The following is an 18040-nucleotide window of genomic DNA, read 5'->3' as shown; positions in this document are numbered from 1 at the left end:
GCGCCACATCTCCCGTTGGAAAGGCGGAAAAAATTCCAGTTCCGCAGCGAAAAGTCTGCTAACTTCCGCTGCAAGTCCAACCTGTCGCACAACCGTCTCATGCAAGCCCATTCGGTCACGGCGGGAATGGGTATGGGAGCTCAGGTTGGCAGTGCAATCTCAGGCCTAGCAGAGGCCGCAGCCCAGTCAGCTGAGAGCGGCGACAACCTCATCGGCATCGATGAGGTGCAGCGCTGCCTCAACCGCTCCCGCGCATCGGTGTATCGCTACACCAACACCGACCCCCGCAATCTCAACCCTCCTTTTAATCCCCGCAAGCTCAACCCCGAATACCGCAGCGATCAGAAAGAGCCTCTGATGTTCCACCCCAATGAGGTGGCTCGCTTTGCACGGGATGTGCTTCGCATCAAGGAAGTCACCGTTGAGGTGCTCAACTCACCCTCCACCGCGACGCAGCAGCTCCTGGGTTCGATCCTCGATGAGCTGCGCGCCATCCGCGGACTGCTCAGCGAAGCAGAAGGTCGCCCCACCTCTCTGGAGAGCCGCCGCGACCAGCACGATCAGGCACGTCCAGCCGCCTGAACGGATTCCACCACTTGCGATGCGGCATAGAAATGCCATGCTGATGGATGTCTTTTGATGAGTGCGCTAACAGGGTTTCCAGCCTTCTTACCGCTGGAACAGCCCTTCGGCTTCTTCCATGGATTCAGATCCCCCTCCCCGAAGCACGAACCATCCCGCTGAGACCGGTGATGAGCCCTACAGTTCGGGAAGCCTCTTTCACACGGCAGCACCTCTCATTGGTGTTGTGCTCGCACTCTGCACACTTGTGGTGCCCTTGGTCAGCGTGATCAGTGATCGCCGACCGGTACCCGCCGCCACGTCACCCGCCACTGCCCATGGATTTGCGCAGTCTTCAGGCTTCCCCAGCGCCAGGGCTGGTGAATCTGATGGTGGAGATACCAGCGGGAAGCCGCAATAAATATGAATACAACGCCGAAGCAGGCTTGATGGTGCTGGATCGGGTTCTGCATTCCTCCGTGCGTTACCCCTTCGATTACGGCTTTATCCCCAACACCCTCGCCGAGGACGGTGCTCCTCTCGACGCGCTGGTGATCATGAATGAGCCCACCTTCGCGGGCTGCCTGATCACAGCGCGGCCGATCGGCATTCTCGACATGGTGGATTGCGGTGCACACGACGGCAAGCTGCTCTGCGTGCCCACCGCGGATCCAAGGCAACACGCCATCCGAAGCATCCGCCAGATCGCACCCAACCAGCTTGAAGAGGTGGCGGAGTTCTTCCGTACCTACAAAAATCTGGAAGGACGGGTGATCGAGATCACCGGTTGGCTGGATGCCGAAGCGGTGCCGGCACTGCTGGAGCGCTGCATTGCTGCTGCTGGCGCTGCACCTAGCTGAGCCGCTGCAGCAAGAAGCCCTCAAACCCCAGCGCCTGGAACACCCGGGCGGGATCCCCGAACCCAGCGGCATTCACCAAGCTGGTGAGGCGCGCCAAACCGATGGGATGCAAGCCCTCCTGGCTCGAGGCATCCAGGCCACTGGCCCGCTGGAACCCCTGCCAGGCGTGTTCGAGCTGATCCTCCAGCGAGGGAAGGCTGGTCTGCATCAGGTCGACGAGCACCAGCTGGGCACCCGGCTGTAAGCAACGGGCAAGGGCGGTGAGAAAGGCCAGTTTGCTGCCGTCATCCGGCAGCGACTGGAGCACCAACACCGAGAGTGCCCCGGCGAAGCGGCCCGCCATGCCCGCCTCGTCCACCAAGGACTCCACCGTGGACTGCCGCCACTGAACCGTGGCCTGCTCACCCAGCCGTTGCCGTGCTTCCTGAAGCATCTCAGCGCTGGGATCAAGGGCTGTTAGGCGCCAATCAGGGCGTTGAGCCATGGCCTCCAGAAGCTCAGCGCCGGTGCCGCAGCCAGCCACCATCACCTCAACCCCGTCAGCCTGGGCAACCGGAGACGCCGCCAGGAGCGCCACCGACAGCCTGGCCAAGCTGCTGTAGCCAGGGATCACCTGACTCTGAAGCCGTTCGTAGCCGGAGGAATGCACTGCCTATCAGCCTGTGTGGTGATGGTAAGCAGGCCGGCCTGAATTGGATTTGATGTCAGCCATCAACATCGGCCTCGGGAATCGACTTCGGCCAGGTAAGTTTGTCGACGCCGAACATCCCCGTCCGACCGTGCCCACCATCCGTTTTGAACAGGAAGGCCAGCAGGTCGGTTGCATCGAAGGTGCAAACCTCCGCAAGGCAGCTCTTGATGCCGGCATCAACCCCTACAAGGGCCTGAACAACCTCAACAACTGCGGTGGTGTGGGCCAATGCGGCACCTGCGTCGTGGAAGTGGTGGAAGGCATGCAAAACCTGTCTCCCCGCAGCGACGTTGAGCAGGTGTATCTGGCTGATCGCCCCGCCAACTACCGCCTCAGCTGCCGCACCAGCGTGAATGGCGACGTCACGGTGCGCACACGTCCTCAGGACGGCGTGGGCAAAGGCTCCAACAGCCTTGTAGGCGCGCTGAAATCGTTGATCGGCAAGTGAGCTCCGCCCTGCGGCTCTACAGCTATCCACAATGCGGCACGTGTCGCAAAGCCCTGCAATGGCTTGCCCAGCAGGGATTTTCAGTGCAAGAGGGAACTCTGGAGCTGGTGGACATCACCCAGCAGCCACCCAGTCTTGCTGAGCTCACCCGAGCCTTTGAGGCCCTGGGCCGCAAGCGGCTGTTCAACACCAGCGGCCAGAGCTATCGGGCCCTAGGCAGCGCCACCGTGGCGGCCATGAGCGATCAAGATGCCCTGGTTGCTCTTGCTGCTGACGGCAAGTTGATCAAGCGCCCCTTCGCAATCACGCCATCAGGCGCTGCCCTGGTGGGATTTAAGCCGGAGGAGTGGCAGGCGGCTCTGCAGAGCTGATCGGAGCGGTCAGCTCATCGAGCTCGTCCATCAGGGCATCAATGCCAGCGCGATTCATCTGGGCCAAGTAGTTGAGCTTGAGCTGCTGCAGAAGCGCGCAAAGCAGGTCTTGGCTTCGCTCCAGGGTGCCGGGCTGCTCCAGGCTGCCCGCCAGCTCCTCCCAGAAGCGATCGATGGCCTGCTGCAGCAACGCGCTCTGACGATCATCACTGCGGGCCAGCCGCTCAGCCGTGCCTCGGGAGAGACCAAGCAGGCTGTCGACCACCCCCACTGCCAGCTGCCGGCTCACGCCAGCAGGCACGATCGCTCCGCCTGGGACCTCCCGCAGCTGTTGCTGCAGGGTATGCCCCAACAACGACTGCAGCTCCGGCTGCAATCTGGGGGTGACCTGGCCAAGCAGGAGAGGGCCCCAAAGCCTGATCAGATCAACCAACTGCTGCTCATCGGCACCGCCAACACTCTGGTGGCTGCGCAGGCTGCGGATCCAACGCGGCCACTGCGACGAGCGGATCAGCGATTGGGTGCCATCCACCAGCTGGAGAGCTAGCACCTCGAACAGCTCCAGGGCCAGCAGCGACACCACCGCCCGGCTCACAGCCGCTCGCAGCGGCTCCACATTGATCAACTGCGCCTGGCTGAGGCGCTCCACCACAGGCACCACCCGCATCCAACGCCAGAAGGGCAGCAGCAGCGGCAGATCGATCCAGCGGCGCAGCAGCGCATCGCGCCAGCTCAGCCCGGGGAAGCGGCGACGCAGCCGCAACATCCGCAACAGGATGTCGAGAGCGAACACGCTCTGAAACAGCAGCAGATCGATCCGCCAGACGTGATCGGTGGGGCGCCCGTTTTCATCAATGGAGCGCCAATAGCTAGTGGCCACCAGGGGCAGCACCTGCTGCTGCCAGAAACGGCGCTCCTCGAGCCAGCTGCGCTGCTCGAGCCAAGCAGCGGAGAGCAGGCGATCGGAGGCCTGTTTGGCCGATTCAAGGCCGGCCCGCTGACGCAGGCGGTTCTTGATCTTCTCCAGGGTGCCGCTGTTGCCCGAGGCCGCAAAGGGGTTCTCGTTGATCATCGCCACGGTGAGATCCACCTGACGGCGGCTCAGGGCGGCGATGGTTTCAGCGTTGCTGCCGGCCTGGAGCGCTTCATCCAGTTGGGTGAAAGCCGCCAGATAGGCCTCGGTTTCCCGATGGGGCTCAATGCCCTTAACAGGGTCGTAAAGCGGCGTGATGTCGGGCAGCAGCGTGAGGGGCACCACCAGCGGCACCTGCGGCAGAGGCGTGAGGTTGCGTTGCAACCAAAAGGTGCGTAAGGGGATGTAGGTGATGTCGAACAGCACCCACAGAAGATTCAGCCCCGCCCATAGCGCTACCGCCCGATCCCAATGACGCCAGAGCCGCGAGGCCGTGACCCTCTGGGCCGACAACCAACGCGGACGAACCATCTCAAGGCGAGGCAACGGCCCTAATCTGCCTCACTTGCACCCGCTGCCGGCAGCACCGCCTCTTGTCCCGCCCAGAACCTCCCGCCGCCGAGCAGCCATCGCCATCATCGAACCCCACACCACAGCAGGAAAGTCCCTGGGTGTTCTGGCGCGGTGTGCTGATCACCCTGGGCGTGGCCCTGGGGGTGCGCCAAACGGTGATCGAAGCCCGCTTCATCCCATCGGGTTCGATGCTGCCCGGCCTACAGATCCAGGACCGGCTGCTGGTGGAGAAGCTCACGTACCGCAAGCGCTCCCCCAAACGGGGGGAAATCGTGGTGTTCCACGCACCCCATCACTTCGATCCAGTGCTCAAGCCCGCTCATCAGGCCGGCCCGCTGCGCTGCCTGCTGGTGAATCTGCCGCTGGTGAACCTGGTGCCCGGCCTGCAGGAGCCCGCCTGTGATGCCTACATCAAGCGGGTGGTGGCCGTGGCTGGTGATCGGGTGGTGGTCAATCCCCGCGGCGAGGTGATGGTGAACGGCAAGCGGCTGCAGGAGCCCTACGTGAGCAACTACTGCCCTGTGGATGCGCAAGGGATGGGACCCTGCCGCACGCTCAACACCACGGTGCCGCCAGGCCACGTGCTGGTGCTGGGCGATAACCGGGGCAACAGCTGGGATGGGCGCTTCTGGCCAGGGGGAGCGTTCCTGCCGGAACAAGAAATCATCGGCCGTGCCTTCTGGCGGTTCTGGCCCCTCGGCACCGCCGGCGAACTCAAGAGCAAGGATCCACTCAAGCCGGCAACCGCACCGCAGCCAAACCAGGGTTGAGACCAGCCGCCAACACCTGACCGGTGAGCGTGGCATCCAGTAGAGGTTGATTCGCGGCCCGAGGGCCCCAGGGATCCTGCGCGACCGACCAGGGGCGCTGGGGGTCAAACAACAGCCATCGGTTCGAACCGAGGGTGAGACCAGGGGGATCCAGCCCCAGCAATCGGGCAGGGCCGAAGCAAAGGCTCTGCCAAAGCTGCGCAGCGCTCCAGCCGCGGCCATGCACCAGCTCCTGCCAAAGGCAGGGCAAGACGAAGCGATGCCCTGCCACCCCGGGCTTGCGCTGATCCAAGGGCAACAGCTGCTCCTCAGCATCCAGGGCTTCATGGTGCACCGCCACCGCCGTGATCAGCCCATCGGCCAAGGCCTGTTGAAGCGCAAAGCGATCAGCAGGAGTGCCCAATGGCGGGACCACACGCCAGCCCTCAGCAATGGGATCAAGGTTGCCGCTGTCAGCAAGCAGGTGCCACCAGCACACCGTGGCCTCAGGCCGCTGAGCCGCAGGCAACTGGCGCAACAGATCGACCCCGGCAGCAGTGGAGAGATTCATCAGCTGCAAGCGGCGCTGCGGATGACGCTGGGCCAGGGCCAGCAGGCTCGCCAGCGGGAGCGTTTCGCTGATGGGGGGATCCGTGGGCCATCCAGCGCGCAACGCGTCCACCCCATCGCGCACAAAGCCCCCTTGGCTGAGGCTGGGCTCTCGAGGAGCCAGCAGTAGAGGCGAATGGCCACATTCCGCAAGGGTGAGCCCACGCTCCAACAGCGCCAGGGGAGGACATTGCTCCGCCTCCGCCAGCCCAATGGCGCCAGCTGCCAGCTGATCGCCATGGCAGGCCAGGTCAAGGCCCTGAGCCCCGTGGCTAAAGCTGCCCCAGAGCAACCATTGCAAAGGGCTGATGGCGGCCAGAGGCTGCAGGCGCTCAGGGCGATCGCGCCAGCTCGAGGCGCGGGGCAGCAGCGCCACAGTGCCGTAGCCCGCAGCCAGGGCAGAGCGCTCCAGCGAATCGAGGGTTTCGGCTGCACCAGTGGCTGGATCCTCGAGGTGCGAGTGGGGGTCGACCAGAGCTGGGGCCAGCAACCAGCCCATGGCCTCCAGAACTCGGGCACCGCAAGCGTCGGCTTCAGCCGCAGCGGATGAGCCGATCGCGGCCAGGCGACCCTCGAGGATCAGCACGTCGGCGCAACGGGGTTCAACCCCTTCAGCCTCCAGCAGCTGAACCTGCTGCAGCAGCAACGGCTGATCGGGGCGTGAGGTCATAGGGCGCCGGCGGCGGTGCGATCCAGAACCCCCCCAAGATGAGCCGTCTGGTTGAGACACACCACCACCGGCGGTTGATCAGCCCCATTGGGGTAATCGATCACGGTGACCCCACCATTGCCCTGCTTCACCGCCCAGATGTCGGCGGCGCTTAATCCCAGCAGGCCGCAGAGGATGGTTTTGTTCACGGCGTCGTGGGCCACAACCAGTGCGGTTTCATCGCTGTGCAGGCTTGCAGCGATGGTGTTCCACCCCCGCAGCGAGCGGTCCCACACATCGTGAATGGTTTCGCCATCGGGCATCTGAACCGTTTCTGGCGCTTGCTTCCAAGCCGCCAGCAGATCGGCCCAACCGTCTTCGATCTCCGATTCCAGGCAGCCTTCCCACTGACCATGTCCGATCTCCACCAGATCGCGAACGCTGGTGAGCGGCACACCGGGATGGTGGCTGAGGATGCCCTCGGCAGTCTGGCGCGGGCGAGACATCGAACTGGTGTAGGCCCGCTGGAAGGTCAGCTTGCGTAGATAGGTGCCGGCGGCTGCAGCCTGGGCACGGCCGTTGTCGTTGAGGGGAATATCGATTTGACCCTGAAAGCGGCCTTGGCGGTTCCAATCGGTTTCACCATGCCGCACCAACAGCAGACGCGGACCAGCCCCCTTGGCGGGCAGCCAACCGCCGCACACCTCCGGATGGAGATGGGTGGTGCCATTGAGCGATTCGATCTGAACCACCACATCGCGATCGCCTGTGGCGCTGAGGTTGAGCACCGACAACGAGGCATTGTCGAGCCGCAGCCGGCGGAAACCAGAGGCAGGTAGGCCTAGCAGGGTGAGCAGTAGGCAGCGCAAGATGGCGTTGTGGCCCACCACCAAGACGGTCTGCGCTTCAACGCTGGCGGGGTTGTGGCGCGCCAGCAGACGATCGACGAAGCGCCGCGCCTGCTCCATCAACTCCGGAATGGGGGCATAGGAGCTGCCATCGGCTCGCTCGAGTTGCAGCTGCTCAGGCTGTTGCTTCCAGACCCGATAGGCCTCCGGAAAACGCTCCTGCACTTCGCTGCTCAGCAGACCGCTCCAGGGAGCCAGGTCCACTTCCCGCAAGTCGTCGTCGAGGCTGGCCTCCAGTCCGCCGCCTTGTGCAGCCAGCAAGGCCGTGGCGGTGTCATGAGCGCGGCGCAGAGGCGAGCTGTAAGCCGCGTTGATCGAGAGATCACGCAGCGCCTCTCCAGTGGCCAACGCTTGCTTCACACCCTCCTCGGTCAGGCTGGAGAGGTCATCGCGGCCCTGGATGCGGTGCTCGAGATTGAAGCTGCTCAAGCCATGGCGAACCAGCAGGATCCGAAGAGACACAGGCGCACGCTTGAGCAAAAGCCATCGTATTTGGTGGGCTTTCGGCTCTGGCCAGGCGGTGAGATGCTGCGCTGATCAGCACCAAGGAGCAAGCGCAGGGTGACAGCAGCCAACAGGCCAGGCGGGCGGCCCGAGGGATCCGCGCCGGGATGGAAGGTGGCCCTAGCGCTGGTGAGCCTGGCCTTGAGCCTGTTGCTCTGGCTCAACGGTCTGATCGACAGCCTCAGCCGCCCATCGGTTGGCAACGACCTCAACCGGCGACAGCTGGAGCTGGCTGTGCTGGCAGAGCCAAGCCTGGACGGACCGCTGCGCCCGTTGCTGGCGGGTCGCAACCCGCAGCAAGCCCTGGCCGAAGCCATCAACACAGAGCTCGACAGCGCCAGGGAAGCCGGCCGCAGAACCGATCCGGATCTCGAGTTGGAGCAGGCCTTGCTGTTGCTGCGCCAGCGCAACAACCAAGCAGCTGAACCGCTGCTGCGCCAGTTAACTGCCGGTCCAGCGCCACAGGCCCAGCTGGCGGAAGCACTCCTGCAGCCTGACAACTCGCTTGCTCTGCAGGCGCGTGAGCAGCTGATCGAAGCTCTACCCCAGGGGGGCGTGCTGCGGCAATGGAGCTGTGAAGCCCTCAGCGGTGCCGCGAGCTGCTCCAGCAAGGCTGTGAGCCAACAAGCGGCCACACAACTAGTCAGCATCACCGTGCTTCCGGTGTTGCTGCTGCTGCTGGGGATTGCCACTCTGCTGCGGGCGCTGTGGATGCGCTGGAAGGGAACAGCAGAGGAAACACCGTCGTTGCAGGGCCCACAGCTCAGCGGCGTGGATGCGGTGCTGCTGATCGCCGGCGGCTTTGTGGTGGTGGGGGAGCTGCTCACCCCGCTACTGGTGAGTCCGCTGCTGTTAGGCCTGCTGCAGCACTGGGCGGTCAAAAGCCCCCTGCGGGAAGGCTTAAGCGTGGTGGGTCTGTATTTGGCCTTAATGACGGGCCCTTTGCTGATTCTGTTCTGGATGCTTCGAGGCAAAGCCGAAGCGGGCTGGTTGCAATTCCGCTGGGCCCCACTGGCCAGCAGCCTGCAACAAGCGCTCAAGGGGCTGTTGATGGTGCTACCGCTGGTGAGCCTGGTGGGTTGGCTGCAGGGCCAGCTTTGGGGGGATCCAGGTGGCAGCAACCCGCTGCTGGAACTTGTCCTGAACAGCCACAACGTGGCGGCACTGGCTTGCTTTGGCTTCACCGCGATCGTGCTGGCTCCGCTGTTTGAAGAAACGATCTTTCGCGGTGCCCTGCTGCCGGTAGCCGGGCGTCGGCTCGGGGCTGCCGGCGGCATCCTGTTGAGCGCGGCGGTCTTCGCCGTAGCGCACCTCAGCCTGGGGGAGCTGCTGCCCTTGCTGGTACTCGGCATCGGCCTGGGGTGGCTGCGCTGGAGCACCGGGCGATTGGGCAGCTGCGTTCTGATGCACGCCCTTTGGAATGGCCTCACCTTCGCCAATCTGGTTGTGCTGGGCTGGTAGCGGCCCAGCCGGTGAGTCTCAGCCGGTGTCACCCCCCTTGCTGGGGGGGCAAGCGCGTGGTTCACTTGCGCAGTTCATCGATGGTTTTGTGGTCGCCGCACCGCTGCACCAGACCCAGGAGGGTCAACGGCGATCCACCGCCCGGCCGCTCGAGCTGATCCAAGGGTCGCTCTCCACACGACGCGCCGATCAGCAATCTCCGCTGCTGGGAAATCTGCACCGCATCGCCGATGGTGCCCTGCTGGGCCTGGGTGTAGCCGTGCTTGGCCTCAGCGGTCTCACCCTGCACTGGCAGGGTCAGTGGACCCGGAATTTCCAAAAGCTGGAAGCAGCCCAACGACTGGAACACCGCCTTCAGGAATCGGCGGCTGTGCTGGAGCAGCATCATCTGGCGATGACCCACAAACCCGCTTTGCTCGAGCCCACATCCAGTGAAAAACTGGTGTATCTGGAGCCACCGTCCCACAGCACGCAGCCTCGGCTGCACGCCCTCTTGGCCCAGGTGAATCCCCGCCAGATCCTGCCGGGGTACTGATGGCGGTGCACCGCCTCGAGAGCCGGCGGCCGGCGCCACGCAGCAGCGGCAGCTCTCTGAAGCAGCGGCGCGTGCTGCAACTCAAGCCGGTGCCCACACGCCGACTCTGGGCGGTGTATTTGCTGATGGCGGCGAGTCTGAGCGGCCTAGCGCTGCGGCTGGCCTGGGTGCAGGTGGTGCAGGGACCTGAGTTGCTCAACCGTGCGCGAGCGGTGCAAACCCAGACCATCACCCCCCTGGGCCGGCGCCGGACGATCGTGGATCGCCAGGGCAGCCTGGTGGCCCTTGATGAAGAGCGCTTCACCCTCTGGGCGCATCCGCGCTACTTCTCCTTTCTCGGCGACGACATCGGCAAACTGCGCAGCCCCCTGGATGTGGCCCGCAAGCTTTCAACCGTGCTGGCGCTGCCGATGGCAGATCTGGTGCGGGCCATGGAGGGACGCAAATCAGGGGTGAAGCTCGCTGCTGATCTCGATCCAGAAACCGCCCAGCGTGTGCGGGAGCTAGGGATCAGCGGGATTGATCTTGAGGCCTACCCACAGCGGGTGTATCCGCAAGGGAGCCTGTTCGCCAACGTGGTGGGCTTCCTCAACCTGGAGCGGGTGCCCCAGGCCGGCCTAGAGCAGAGCCGTAACAGCGACCTGCGTCGTCACGAGGCCACACGGCAGCTGCGGCGCGGCGCCGACGGCACCCCACTGCCCGATGGCCTCAAAGCGGGGGTGCTCTACGGCGACGATCTGCGCCTGCAGCTCACCCTTGACGCACGCCTGCAGCAGGTGGCCCAGATGGCCCTCACCAAGCAGGTGAAGCAATGGAAGGCCAAGCGGGGTGTGGCTCTAGTGATGGATGTGCGCAACGGCGAACTGCGGGCTCTGGCCTCCACCCCCACCTACGACCCCAACCAGTTCTGGAAGTACAAGCCCGGGCTGTTCCGGGAGTGGTCGGTGCAGGATCTCTACGAGCCGGGGTCCACCTTCAAACCGATCAACCTGGCCATCGCCCTGCAAGAAAACGCCATTGATCCGGCCGGAAAGGTCAATGACAACGGTCAGCTCACCATCGGCGGCTGGCCGATCTTCAATCACGACCGCAAAGGCAATGGGCTGATTGATTTCCCCACGGTGCTCCAGGTGTCCAGCAACGTGGCGATGGTGAAGGCCATGCAGCGGGTGAAGCCCGAGAAGTTTTGGACATGGCTCCATACCCTCGGCATCGACACCAAACCCGACACCGATCTGCCCGGTGCCGTGGCCGGTCAGCTCAAACCCAAGGAGATCTTCCGCACCCAACCGATCGAACCAGCCACCGCGGCCTTTGGCCAGGGTTTCAACCTCACGCCGCTGAAGCTGATCCAGCTGCACGCCATGCTCTCCAACGGCGGAAAGTTGGTGAGTCCCCACATCACCCGTGGCCTGCGCTCAGGCGAGGATCTAGCAACGGCACCGCCGGCCTCGGGTCTGCAATTGATCCGCCCGGAGATCGCCCAGACGGTGCTCAATTGGATGGAAACCGTTGTGGAGAAGGGCAGCGGCAAGGGCACCTACATCCCGGGCCATCGCATCGGCGGCAAGACCGGCACAGCCCAGAAAGCGGAAAACGGTGTGTACATCGCCGGAGCGCGTATCACCAGTTTCGTGGCCCACCTGCCGATCAACGATCCGCGCTATGTGGTGCTGGTGGTGGTGGATGAGCCGAAAGGGAGCAACGCCTACGGCTCCACAGTGGCAGTGCCTGTGGCTCGCCAGATCATCGAGGCACTGCTGGTGATCGAAAAGATCCCCCCTTCCAAGCCCATTGCAGCCAAGCCCGGGTAACCGCTTGGTGACAGACGCGGTGCTTTCGCGTTGTGCTGGCTAGTTTGAGGCCATCTCATGGGGCCCTGCATGGCCAACCTGCTCGATCAACTGGCCGCCATGACGGTGGTGGTCGCCGATACCGGCGACATTGATGCCATTCACCAGTTCACGCCGCGGGATGCCACAACCAACCCCTCGTTAATCCTGGCGGCAGCCCAGATCCCCAGGTATCAGAGCCTGATCGATCGCTCCTTGCAGCAGTCGCGAGAGGTGTGCGGCGCTGAAGCACCAGCGGAAGATGTGGTGCGCGAAGCCCTTGATGAAATCTGTGTCACTTTCGGCACTGAAATCCTCAAGATCGTTCCAGGTCGCGTATCTACCGAAGTAGATGCCCGCCTCAGCTTCAACACCGAAGCAACAATCACCAAGGCGCGCAAACTGATTGGCCTCTACCGCCAGGTGGGCATCAGCCGCGATCGTGTGCTGATCAAGATCGCCTCCACCTGGGAGGGAATGAAGGCAGCCGAGGTGCTGGAGAAAGAGGGCATCCACTGCAACCTCACGCTCTTGTTCAGCTTCGCCCAGGCTGTGGCCGCGGCCGAAGCAGGAGTCACCCTGATCTCCCCGTTTGTGGGGCGCATCCTGGATTGGTACAAGAAGAGCACTGGGCGTGATAGCTACCCAGGTCCGGAAGATCCTGGAGTGGTGTCGGTCACCCAGATCTTTAATTACTTCAAAACCTACGGCTACAAAACCGAGGTGATGGGAGCCAGTTTCCGCAACATCGATGAAATCATCGAGCTGGCGGGATGTGATCTGCTCACCATCTCCCCCAAGCTGCTCGATCAGCTCCGCAACACCGAAGGTGAGCTGAGCCGCAAGCTCAATGCCTTCAACCCTGCTCCCACCGACGAGCAGATCCATCTCGATCGGGCCGGCTTCGAAGCAATGATGCACAAAGACCCGATGGCTACTGAGAAGCTTCAAGAAGGCATCACAGGCTTCTCCCGCGCCATCGAAACCCTCGAGGCCCAGCTGGCCCACCGCCTCGGTGAACTCGAAGGTGCCGGCGCCTTCCAGCACGCCGCCCAGGAAATCTTCCTGCTCAACGATCTTGATGGCGATGGCTGCATCACCCGTGAGGAGTGGCTGGGCAGCGACGCGGTATTTGATGCGTTGGACACCGATCACGACGGTCGCCTCACCCCCGCCGACGTGCGAGGTGGGCTAGGTGCTGCACTGGCCATCAGCGGTTCTTAACCTTTCTGCCCCACACTGTGGTGATTGTTCCTGCCCTCCGTTGAACGCTCTCGACACCATGCGTGCCCTGGCCAGTCAGGGTGAAGTGCTGGATGTTCCCGCCGGTCAGCTGATCTTTGGATCCGGTGAAACCGGCGACTGCATGTTCGGCGTGCTGGAAGGCAGCGTGGAACTCAGTTGGAACGACGATGGCGGCCAGGAGGTGATCCAGGCCGGTGATGTGTTCGGTGCCGGTGCTCTGGTGACTCCTGAGCACCGGCGCTATGGCAATGCCAAGGCCCTGAACGACTGCCGCATCCTGGTGATGAATCGCGAGAAGTTCCTGTTTGCGGTGCAGGAGTCGCCGATGTTTGCGATCGAACTGCTCGGCTCGATCGACAAGCGGCTGCGGCAGCTGAAAGACTGCACAAAATTCAGCTAGGCCACTGCTTTAGCTGCGCTGGAACAGCAAGCGCTTGATCACCCGCTGGGCAATGTCGCCATACCCCATCTCGCCCGAGAGGATTTGGGCAATGCGCTGGGGAGCGGTGGGGCGTTTGATCCCCAATTGGTAGCCCACCTTGGGCACGCGGTAAAACACCTGAGCAATGCGGCGGCCCCAGGCCATCGATTCCCCCCACTGCTCGCGCATCGCCTGGCTGTAGTTCGCCAAGGCCTGCCCAGCTTGGCGCTGGCTGGTGGCATTGAGGTAGTGATGCAGTGCTTCGGCGCTGCGCACGCCACTGAGCAAGGCAGGCCGAAGCCCCTCGGCCAGAAAGGGATCGCACAAGGAAGCAGCATCACCCACCACCACCGCTCCAGCGGCGCTGTGCAATGGATAGTGGCCGTCCCAAACCCGGAGCGGTGATTGCTGACGCAACCCCGCATCAGCCGGTAGCCCCAAGCTAGGCAGCAGCTGGTCCAGCACAGCATCGGCGTCGACAGGGTCTTTGCCGATGAAACTGCCCACCCCGATGCTGTAGCCCCCATGGCGGGGGAAGGCCCAGCAGAAGCCGTGGCGCACAAGGCCGAATTCAAAGCGGGCCGTGCTCGGCTCCTTGACCTCAGCCTCCACCTCCACAGCCACGGCACTGGCATAACGAGGTCGTGGATTGCCAAGCTCCAGAGAGCCCGCAAAGCGGGAGCTGGAGCCATCGGCCAGCACCACAGCGCGGCTGGTATAGCGATGACCGCCCGACTCCACAACCCAATGGTCGTCGTTGCGCTGGATGCTCTCAGCTGGAGAGCGATCCATCAGCTCTGCACCGGCGGCCACGGCCTGCTGCGCGATGTAGTGATCGAGGCGAGAGCGCTGCACGATCCAGAAAGGTGAATCGCCGGGGAGAACAGCCGTCACCGGATCGTCGAGGCACCAGGTGAAACGCACCTGCTCAATCACCTGATCAACCGCAGGGGTGAGATCAAAAGGAAACCAGCGTTGCACTGAAGCAGCCATGCCACCGCCGCAGGGCTTGCGGCGTGGCATGGCCTCAGCCTCGAGCATCAAGACCCGGTGACCACTGGCGCTGAGGTGATACGCCGCGGCTGCACCTGCGGCACCGGCGCCAACAACGATCACATCGTGCAGGTGAGCTGTGCTCACACCTTGAGGATATCGGCTTCCTTTTCAGCCAGTAGTTTTTCGATCTCGGTGATGAACTTATCCGTAAGCTTCTGCACCTTGTCCTGCTCGTCGCGGCTCTGGTCTTCAGACAACTCGCCTTCCTTCTCCTGCCTCTTCACTTTGTCGATGGCATCGCGGCGAACATTACGCAGCGCCACCTTGCCCTCCTCTGCATATTTCGCTGCGAGCTTGCAGAGATCCTTGCGCCGATCCTCGGTAAGAGGCGGAATGTTGATGCGGATCAGCTTGCCATCGTTGTTGCAGGTGAGGCCCAGATCGCTCATCGAGATCGCTTTCTCGATCAAGCCCAATGAGCCCGCATCGAAGGGCTGCAACTGGATGGTGGAGGAATCCGGCGTGCTGATGGTCGCCAGCGACTTCAGTGGTGTGTCAGCCCCGTAGTACTCGACCTGAATCTTGTCGAGAAGGGAGGGGTTAGCCCGGCCGGTGCGGATGGTGTTGAAGGTGCGCTGGGTGGAGTCCACCGACTTGCGCATGCTGGCTTCGAGATCCATGGATGCAGACGTAAAGAAAAGACTCAGGCCGAGGGCAGGATGCTGGTGCCGATGCGCTCACCGCGCACCGCACGACCAATGTTGCCGGCGCCGAACAGATCAAACACCACAATGGGGATGGCGTTGTCCTTGCAGAGGGCGATGGCGGTGCCGTCCATCACCTCGAGCTCACCGCTGAGCACGTCGAGGAACGAGAGGCTTTCGTAGCGCACGGCATCGGTGTGCTTATTGGGGTCCTTGTCGTACACCCCGTCCACCTTGGTGGCTTTGAACACCACGTCAGCACCGATTTCAGCAGCCCGCAGGGCTGCGGTGGTGTCGGTGGTGAAAAAGGGGTTACCGGTGCCTGCGGCAAAGATCACCACCCGGCGCTTCTCCATGTGGCGAATAGCGCGGCGGCGGATGTAGGGCTCAGCCACCTCCTGCATGGAGATAGCGCTCTGCACCCGAGTGGGGATCCCGGCGCGCTCCAGGCCGTCCTGCAGGGTGATGGCGTTCATCACCGTGGCAAGCATGCCCACATAGTCGGCCGTGGCGCGATCCATACCGGCGGACGAGCCTTTGAGGCCTCGGAAAATGTTGCCACCACCCACCACAATCGCGAGCTGGGTGCCATCGGCAACGACCTCCGCCACATCCTTGGCGATGGCATTCACAATGGCTGGATCGATGCCATAGCCCTGCTGGCCCATCAGGGCTTCACCGCTGAGCTTGAGCAAAACGCGCTGATAGGCCATCCGTTCGCGCTTGCACGTCAGTTGGCCGAACAGTAGCAAGCGTGAGATCCCTTGCCGACGCTGGATCCAGCCGCTTCGATGGGTCAACCGCGCAACAACGATGACGGGCACCCCCGGCCCTGCCCCCCGAGAGCCGCGGTGCTCCAGCGTGATGGCCCGGCTCTCCCTCTCCGCTGTGGAGCGCCTGGTGGCCGAGCCGGGGGGCTGGAGAGAGCCCGTGGTGCATCGCGCCCTGCTGGTGAGTGGCCTTTCGGTGCTGCTCACCAGCATCACGCTGGTGCAAAACCACCAGAAGAACTGAGCGTTAGAACTCGATGCCGGCCTGGGCTTTGACGCCCTGCTCGCGGAAAGGATGGCGCAGAAGCTTCATCTCGGTCACCAGATCAGCGCGCTCCACCAGGGCCGGCGGTGCACCGCGGCCTGTCAGTGCCACATGGGTGAGGGCCGGTCGCATGGCCAGCCCCTCCAGCACCTGCTCGATCTGCAAATAGCCCAGCTTGAGGGCCACGTTCACTTCATCGAGCACCACCAGCTTGCGCTCGGCATCGGCCAGATAAAGCAGTGAGCGCTGCCAGGCCTGCTGAACAAGGTCGCGGTCACGGTCACGGTCTTGGGTTTCCCAGGTGAACCCCTCGCCGAGGGCATGCCAGTGCAGGGCATCGCCAAAGAGCTCCAAGGCCTTGGCCTCACCCGGCTGCCAGCCGCCTTTGATGAACTGCACCACGGCCACCTGCTCACCGTGACCAAGGGTGCGCAGCACCAGACCTAACGCTGCTGTGGTTTTCCCCTTGCCGTCGCCGGTGAACACCAGCACCAATCCCTTCTCCAGGTTGCGCTCGCCCACCCGTTGCTGCTGCACCTCCTTGCGGCGCGCCATGCGGCGGCGGTAGGCATCGGCATTGGTTTCTGGGGCCAGTTCACCGCCCATACCCAGCTCGGCGGCGGCCAGATCGAGCTGATGTTCGGGGGGTTGGGCGGACACAGGGCTCCAGCAGATCGATCGCAGCACTCTGGCAACGCGAGGAGGCGGATCAGGCGGCGCGGGCACGGGCGAGGGCCGCATCCACGGCCTGCTGCTGGTCGCGGCGGGTGATCCAGTGGTGATAGGTCCGGGTGTGGATCGCCACCGAGTGGCCCATCATTCGGGCCGCCACCGTGTCGGGCAGGCCGATGTGGATGGTGCGCACGGCCCAGGCGTGGCGCAGGTCGTAGGGGGTGAGGGGCAGCTCGTAGCGACGAAACTGTTCTGCCACCCGACGACCCACCTGCTGCAGGGTGGTGCTGCGCAGGTCGGTGCGCACCGGCGGCAGCAGGCTGCGGGACTCGCCGAGGCGCGGCAGCTCAAAGCGTTCCACCCACTCGGGTTGAAACGGCCACACCTGATGTTCGCCCGTTTTGCTGGTGGGCAACACGCGAATCACACGGTCGCCCCCGGGGGCCAGGGCGGAGAGGTCGCTGAAAAACACCTCGTGGTTGCGCAGGCCGTAGGCGGCCATCAGGCCGTAGACGAGGCGCCAGCCGGGGTTGGGAATGCGCTCAATCCAGTCAAGAATTTGGCGGTCGCTCGGCAACTGGCGAAACTGCGCCGCATGCAGGCCATAGCCCCCGGCGCGCTCAGCCCAGTCGGCTGGCAGCTGCAGCGCTTCCGAGCGGGCCAGAGCCGCCAAGGCCGTGCCGCACTGCTGGCGGCTACGACTGGCCAGGGGATAGCTCTCGAGCGCCGCCTCCAGCAGCGCCGGGCCGAAGGGCTGCTGCTGGCTGCTGACCAACCGGCGCAGACGGCGCAGGTAGGGCAGATATGCGCTGGTCCAGGTGGTGCGGCTACCGGCGGGATTGCGGCGGCGGCGCGGATCGTTGAAAAAGGTGTGCTCGAAACGCTCCAAAGCAGCCTCCACATCCACCGAACCGGCAGCCCCCCCCACAGCACCGGTGCGGCGTCCGCCGCTTCCCCACTGGCTCCAGTTGAAGTTTTGCTGTTGCAGCTGCTGCACCACACGACGCAGAGCCTGCCGCGCATCCTCGAGGCCAGCGGCATCCGCCGGCAGGCCAAGGCTGATGCGCTGCACAGCGATCGAGCCCTGGCCCTGGCGACTGGGCAATGGGCCGCGGATCGCCAGCCGCTCCCCCCGCCGCTCCAGCCGCAGGCTCACCCCACTGGCCGCCAGCTGGGCGTTGTGCTCGCGGATCAGGCCATCCAGCGGGTGTGCTGTAGGGGGAGCAGCCGTCATGGCGCGGACCCTATCGAGCCTGCAGCAGAACAGCCAGCACCAGACCAGAAGCGGACCAGCAGCGTTACG

The 18040-nt window shown here is 63.9% G+C and carries 20 protein-coding genes; 11 read left to right on the top strand and 9 right to left on the bottom strand.

Annotated features, from left to right (window positions below; genetic code table 11):
• Window positions 1-126: 126 nt before the first annotated feature.
• Window positions 127-582, top strand: coding sequence for a hypothetical protein (locus tag KJJ24_RS02970; RefSeq protein ID WP_214343203.1), 456 nt, complete (start codon window positions 127-129; stop codon window positions 580-582).
• A gap of 317 nt (window positions 583-899) precedes the next feature.
• A complete protein-coding gene (locus KJJ24_RS02965) occupies window positions 900-1421 on the top strand; it encodes an inorganic diphosphatase (RefSeq protein WP_214340856.1) in 522 nt (173 codons plus the stop codon).
• Here KJJ24_RS02965 and KJJ24_RS02960 read toward each other — a convergent pair.
• Window positions 1414-2070 (bottom strand): class I SAM-dependent methyltransferase, encoded by a 657-nt coding sequence (locus KJJ24_RS02960; protein ID WP_214340854.1) that lies wholly within the window; start codon window positions 2068-2070, stop codon window positions 1414-1416. The genes KJJ24_RS02965 and KJJ24_RS02960 overlap by 8 nt on opposite strands.
• Window positions 2071-2200: 130 nt before the next feature.
• Between KJJ24_RS02960 and KJJ24_RS02955 the strand changes: the two genes are divergently transcribed.
• Window positions 2201-2560 (top strand): 2Fe-2S iron-sulfur cluster-binding protein, encoded by a 360-nt coding sequence (locus KJJ24_RS02955; protein ID WP_214343201.1) that lies wholly within the window; start codon window positions 2201-2203, stop codon window positions 2558-2560.
• Window positions 2557-2931 carry a Spx/MgsR family RNA polymerase-binding regulatory protein gene (locus KJJ24_RS02950; RefSeq protein ID WP_214340851.1) on the top strand — a complete coding sequence of 125 codons (375 nt, stop codon included), beginning with the start codon at window positions 2557-2559 and terminating at the stop codon, window positions 2929-2931. Before KJJ24_RS02955 ends, KJJ24_RS02950 begins: the two co-directional genes overlap by 4 nt.
• Here the strand turns inward: KJJ24_RS02950 and KJJ24_RS02945 are convergent.
• Window positions 2894-4375 (bottom strand): hypothetical protein, encoded by a 1482-nt coding sequence (locus tag KJJ24_RS02945; protein ID WP_214340844.1) that lies wholly within the window; start codon window positions 4373-4375, stop codon window positions 2894-2896. The genes KJJ24_RS02950 and KJJ24_RS02945 overlap by 38 nt on opposite strands.
• A gap of 62 nt (window positions 4376-4437) precedes the next feature.
• Between KJJ24_RS02945 and lepB the strand changes: the two genes are divergently transcribed.
• Window positions 4438-5187, top strand: a complete 750-nt coding sequence (lepB, locus tag KJJ24_RS02940; protein ID WP_214340840.1) for a signal peptidase I — start codon at window positions 4438-4440, stop codon at window positions 5185-5187.
• Here the strand turns inward: lepB and KJJ24_RS02935 are convergent.
• A complete protein-coding gene (locus KJJ24_RS02935) occupies window positions 5150-6445 on the bottom strand; it encodes a dihydroorotase (RefSeq protein WP_214340838.1) in 1296 nt (431 codons plus the stop codon). The genes lepB and KJJ24_RS02935 overlap by 38 nt on opposite strands.
• Window positions 6442-7794, bottom strand: a complete 1353-nt coding sequence (locus KJJ24_RS02930) for a histidine phosphatase family protein (protein WP_214340836.1) — start codon at window positions 7792-7794, stop codon at window positions 6442-6444. Before KJJ24_RS02930 ends, KJJ24_RS02935 begins: the two co-directional genes overlap by 4 nt.
• Before the next feature lie 99 nt (window positions 7795-7893).
• Here KJJ24_RS02930 and KJJ24_RS02925 point away from each other — a divergent pair, with 99 nt between their 5' ends.
• The 5 genes from KJJ24_RS02925 (at window position 7894) to KJJ24_RS02905 (ending at window position 13309) form a co-directional block, all read left to right on the top strand.
• Window positions 7894-9297, top strand: a complete 1404-nt coding sequence (locus tag KJJ24_RS02925) for a CPBP family intramembrane glutamic endopeptidase (RefSeq protein WP_250544880.1) — start codon at window positions 7894-7896, stop codon at window positions 9295-9297.
• 25 nt (window positions 9298-9322) lie between these two features.
• The gene (locus tag KJJ24_RS02920; RefSeq protein ID WP_250544879.1) at window positions 9323-9832 is read left to right on the top strand and encodes a hypothetical protein; all 510 of its coding nucleotides are present in this window, start codon (window positions 9323-9325) and stop codon (window positions 9830-9832) included.
• Window positions 9832-11646: a penicillin-binding protein 2 gene (locus tag KJJ24_RS02915; RefSeq protein WP_250544878.1), complete on the top strand. Its 1815-nt coding sequence runs from the start codon at window positions 9832-9834 to the stop codon at window positions 11644-11646. The genes KJJ24_RS02920 and KJJ24_RS02915 overlap by 1 nt, the downstream gene beginning before the upstream one ends.
• A gap of 69 nt (window positions 11647-11715) precedes the next feature.
• Complete coding sequence (locus tag KJJ24_RS02910; RefSeq protein ID WP_214340834.1) at window positions 11716-12888, top strand: transaldolase; 1173 nt, start codon at window positions 11716-11718, stop codon at window positions 12886-12888.
• 40 nt (window positions 12889-12928) lie between these two features.
• Window positions 12929-13309 carry a Crp/Fnr family transcriptional regulator gene (locus tag KJJ24_RS02905; RefSeq protein WP_214340832.1) on the top strand — a complete coding sequence of 127 codons (381 nt, stop codon included), beginning with the start codon at window positions 12929-12931 and terminating at the stop codon, window positions 13307-13309.
• Between the two features lie 9 nt (window positions 13310-13318).
• On the opposite strand, the gene KJJ24_RS02900 is transcribed toward KJJ24_RS02905, so the two are convergent.
• Genes KJJ24_RS02900 through pyrH form a run of 3 tightly spaced genes read right to left on the bottom strand, consistent with a single transcriptional unit; the run spans window position 13319 to window position 15743 of the window.
• Window positions 13319-14470: an NAD(P)/FAD-dependent oxidoreductase gene (locus tag KJJ24_RS02900; RefSeq protein ID WP_214340830.1), complete on the bottom strand. Its 1152-nt coding sequence runs from the start codon at window positions 14468-14470 to the stop codon at window positions 13319-13321.
• On the bottom strand, window positions 14467-15006 hold the full coding sequence (gene frr / locus KJJ24_RS02895; protein ID WP_214340828.1) for a ribosome recycling factor: 540 nt from the start codon (window positions 15004-15006) through the stop codon (window positions 14467-14469). Before frr ends, KJJ24_RS02900 begins: the two co-directional genes overlap by 4 nt.
• A gap of 23 nt (window positions 15007-15029) precedes the next feature.
• Window positions 15030-15743 carry a UMP kinase gene (gene pyrH, locus KJJ24_RS02890; RefSeq protein WP_214340826.1) on the bottom strand — a complete coding sequence of 238 codons (714 nt, stop codon included), beginning with the start codon at window positions 15741-15743 and terminating at the stop codon, window positions 15030-15032.
• Between the two features lie 151 nt (window positions 15744-15894).
• Here pyrH and KJJ24_RS02885 point away from each other — a divergent pair, with 151 nt between their 5' ends.
• A complete protein-coding gene (locus tag KJJ24_RS02885; RefSeq protein WP_371811764.1) occupies window positions 15895-16044 on the top strand; it encodes a hypothetical protein in 150 nt (49 codons plus the stop codon).
• Window positions 16045-16047: 3 nt separating this feature from the next.
• On the opposite strand, the gene cobO is transcribed toward KJJ24_RS02885, so the two are convergent.
• Window positions 16048-16671 (bottom strand): cob(I)yrinic acid a,c-diamide adenosyltransferase, encoded by a 624-nt coding sequence (gene cobO, locus KJJ24_RS02880; protein WP_214343193.1) that lies wholly within the window; start codon window positions 16669-16671, stop codon window positions 16048-16050.
• 103 nt (window positions 16672-16774) lie between these two features.
• A complete protein-coding gene (locus tag KJJ24_RS02875; RefSeq protein WP_214340821.1) occupies window positions 16775-17971 on the bottom strand; it encodes a site-specific integrase in 1197 nt (398 codons plus the stop codon).
• Window positions 17972-18040 lie beyond the last annotated feature (69 nt).

Origin of the sequence: Synechococcus sp. LA31 (assembly GCF_018502385.1) — a bacterium.
Classification (GTDB): domain Bacteria; phylum Cyanobacteriota; class Cyanobacteriia; order PCC-6307; family Cyanobiaceae; genus Vulcanococcus.
Note: the sequence above shows the minus strand (reverse complement) of the source record. Positions and strands in the feature narration are given on the sequence as shown.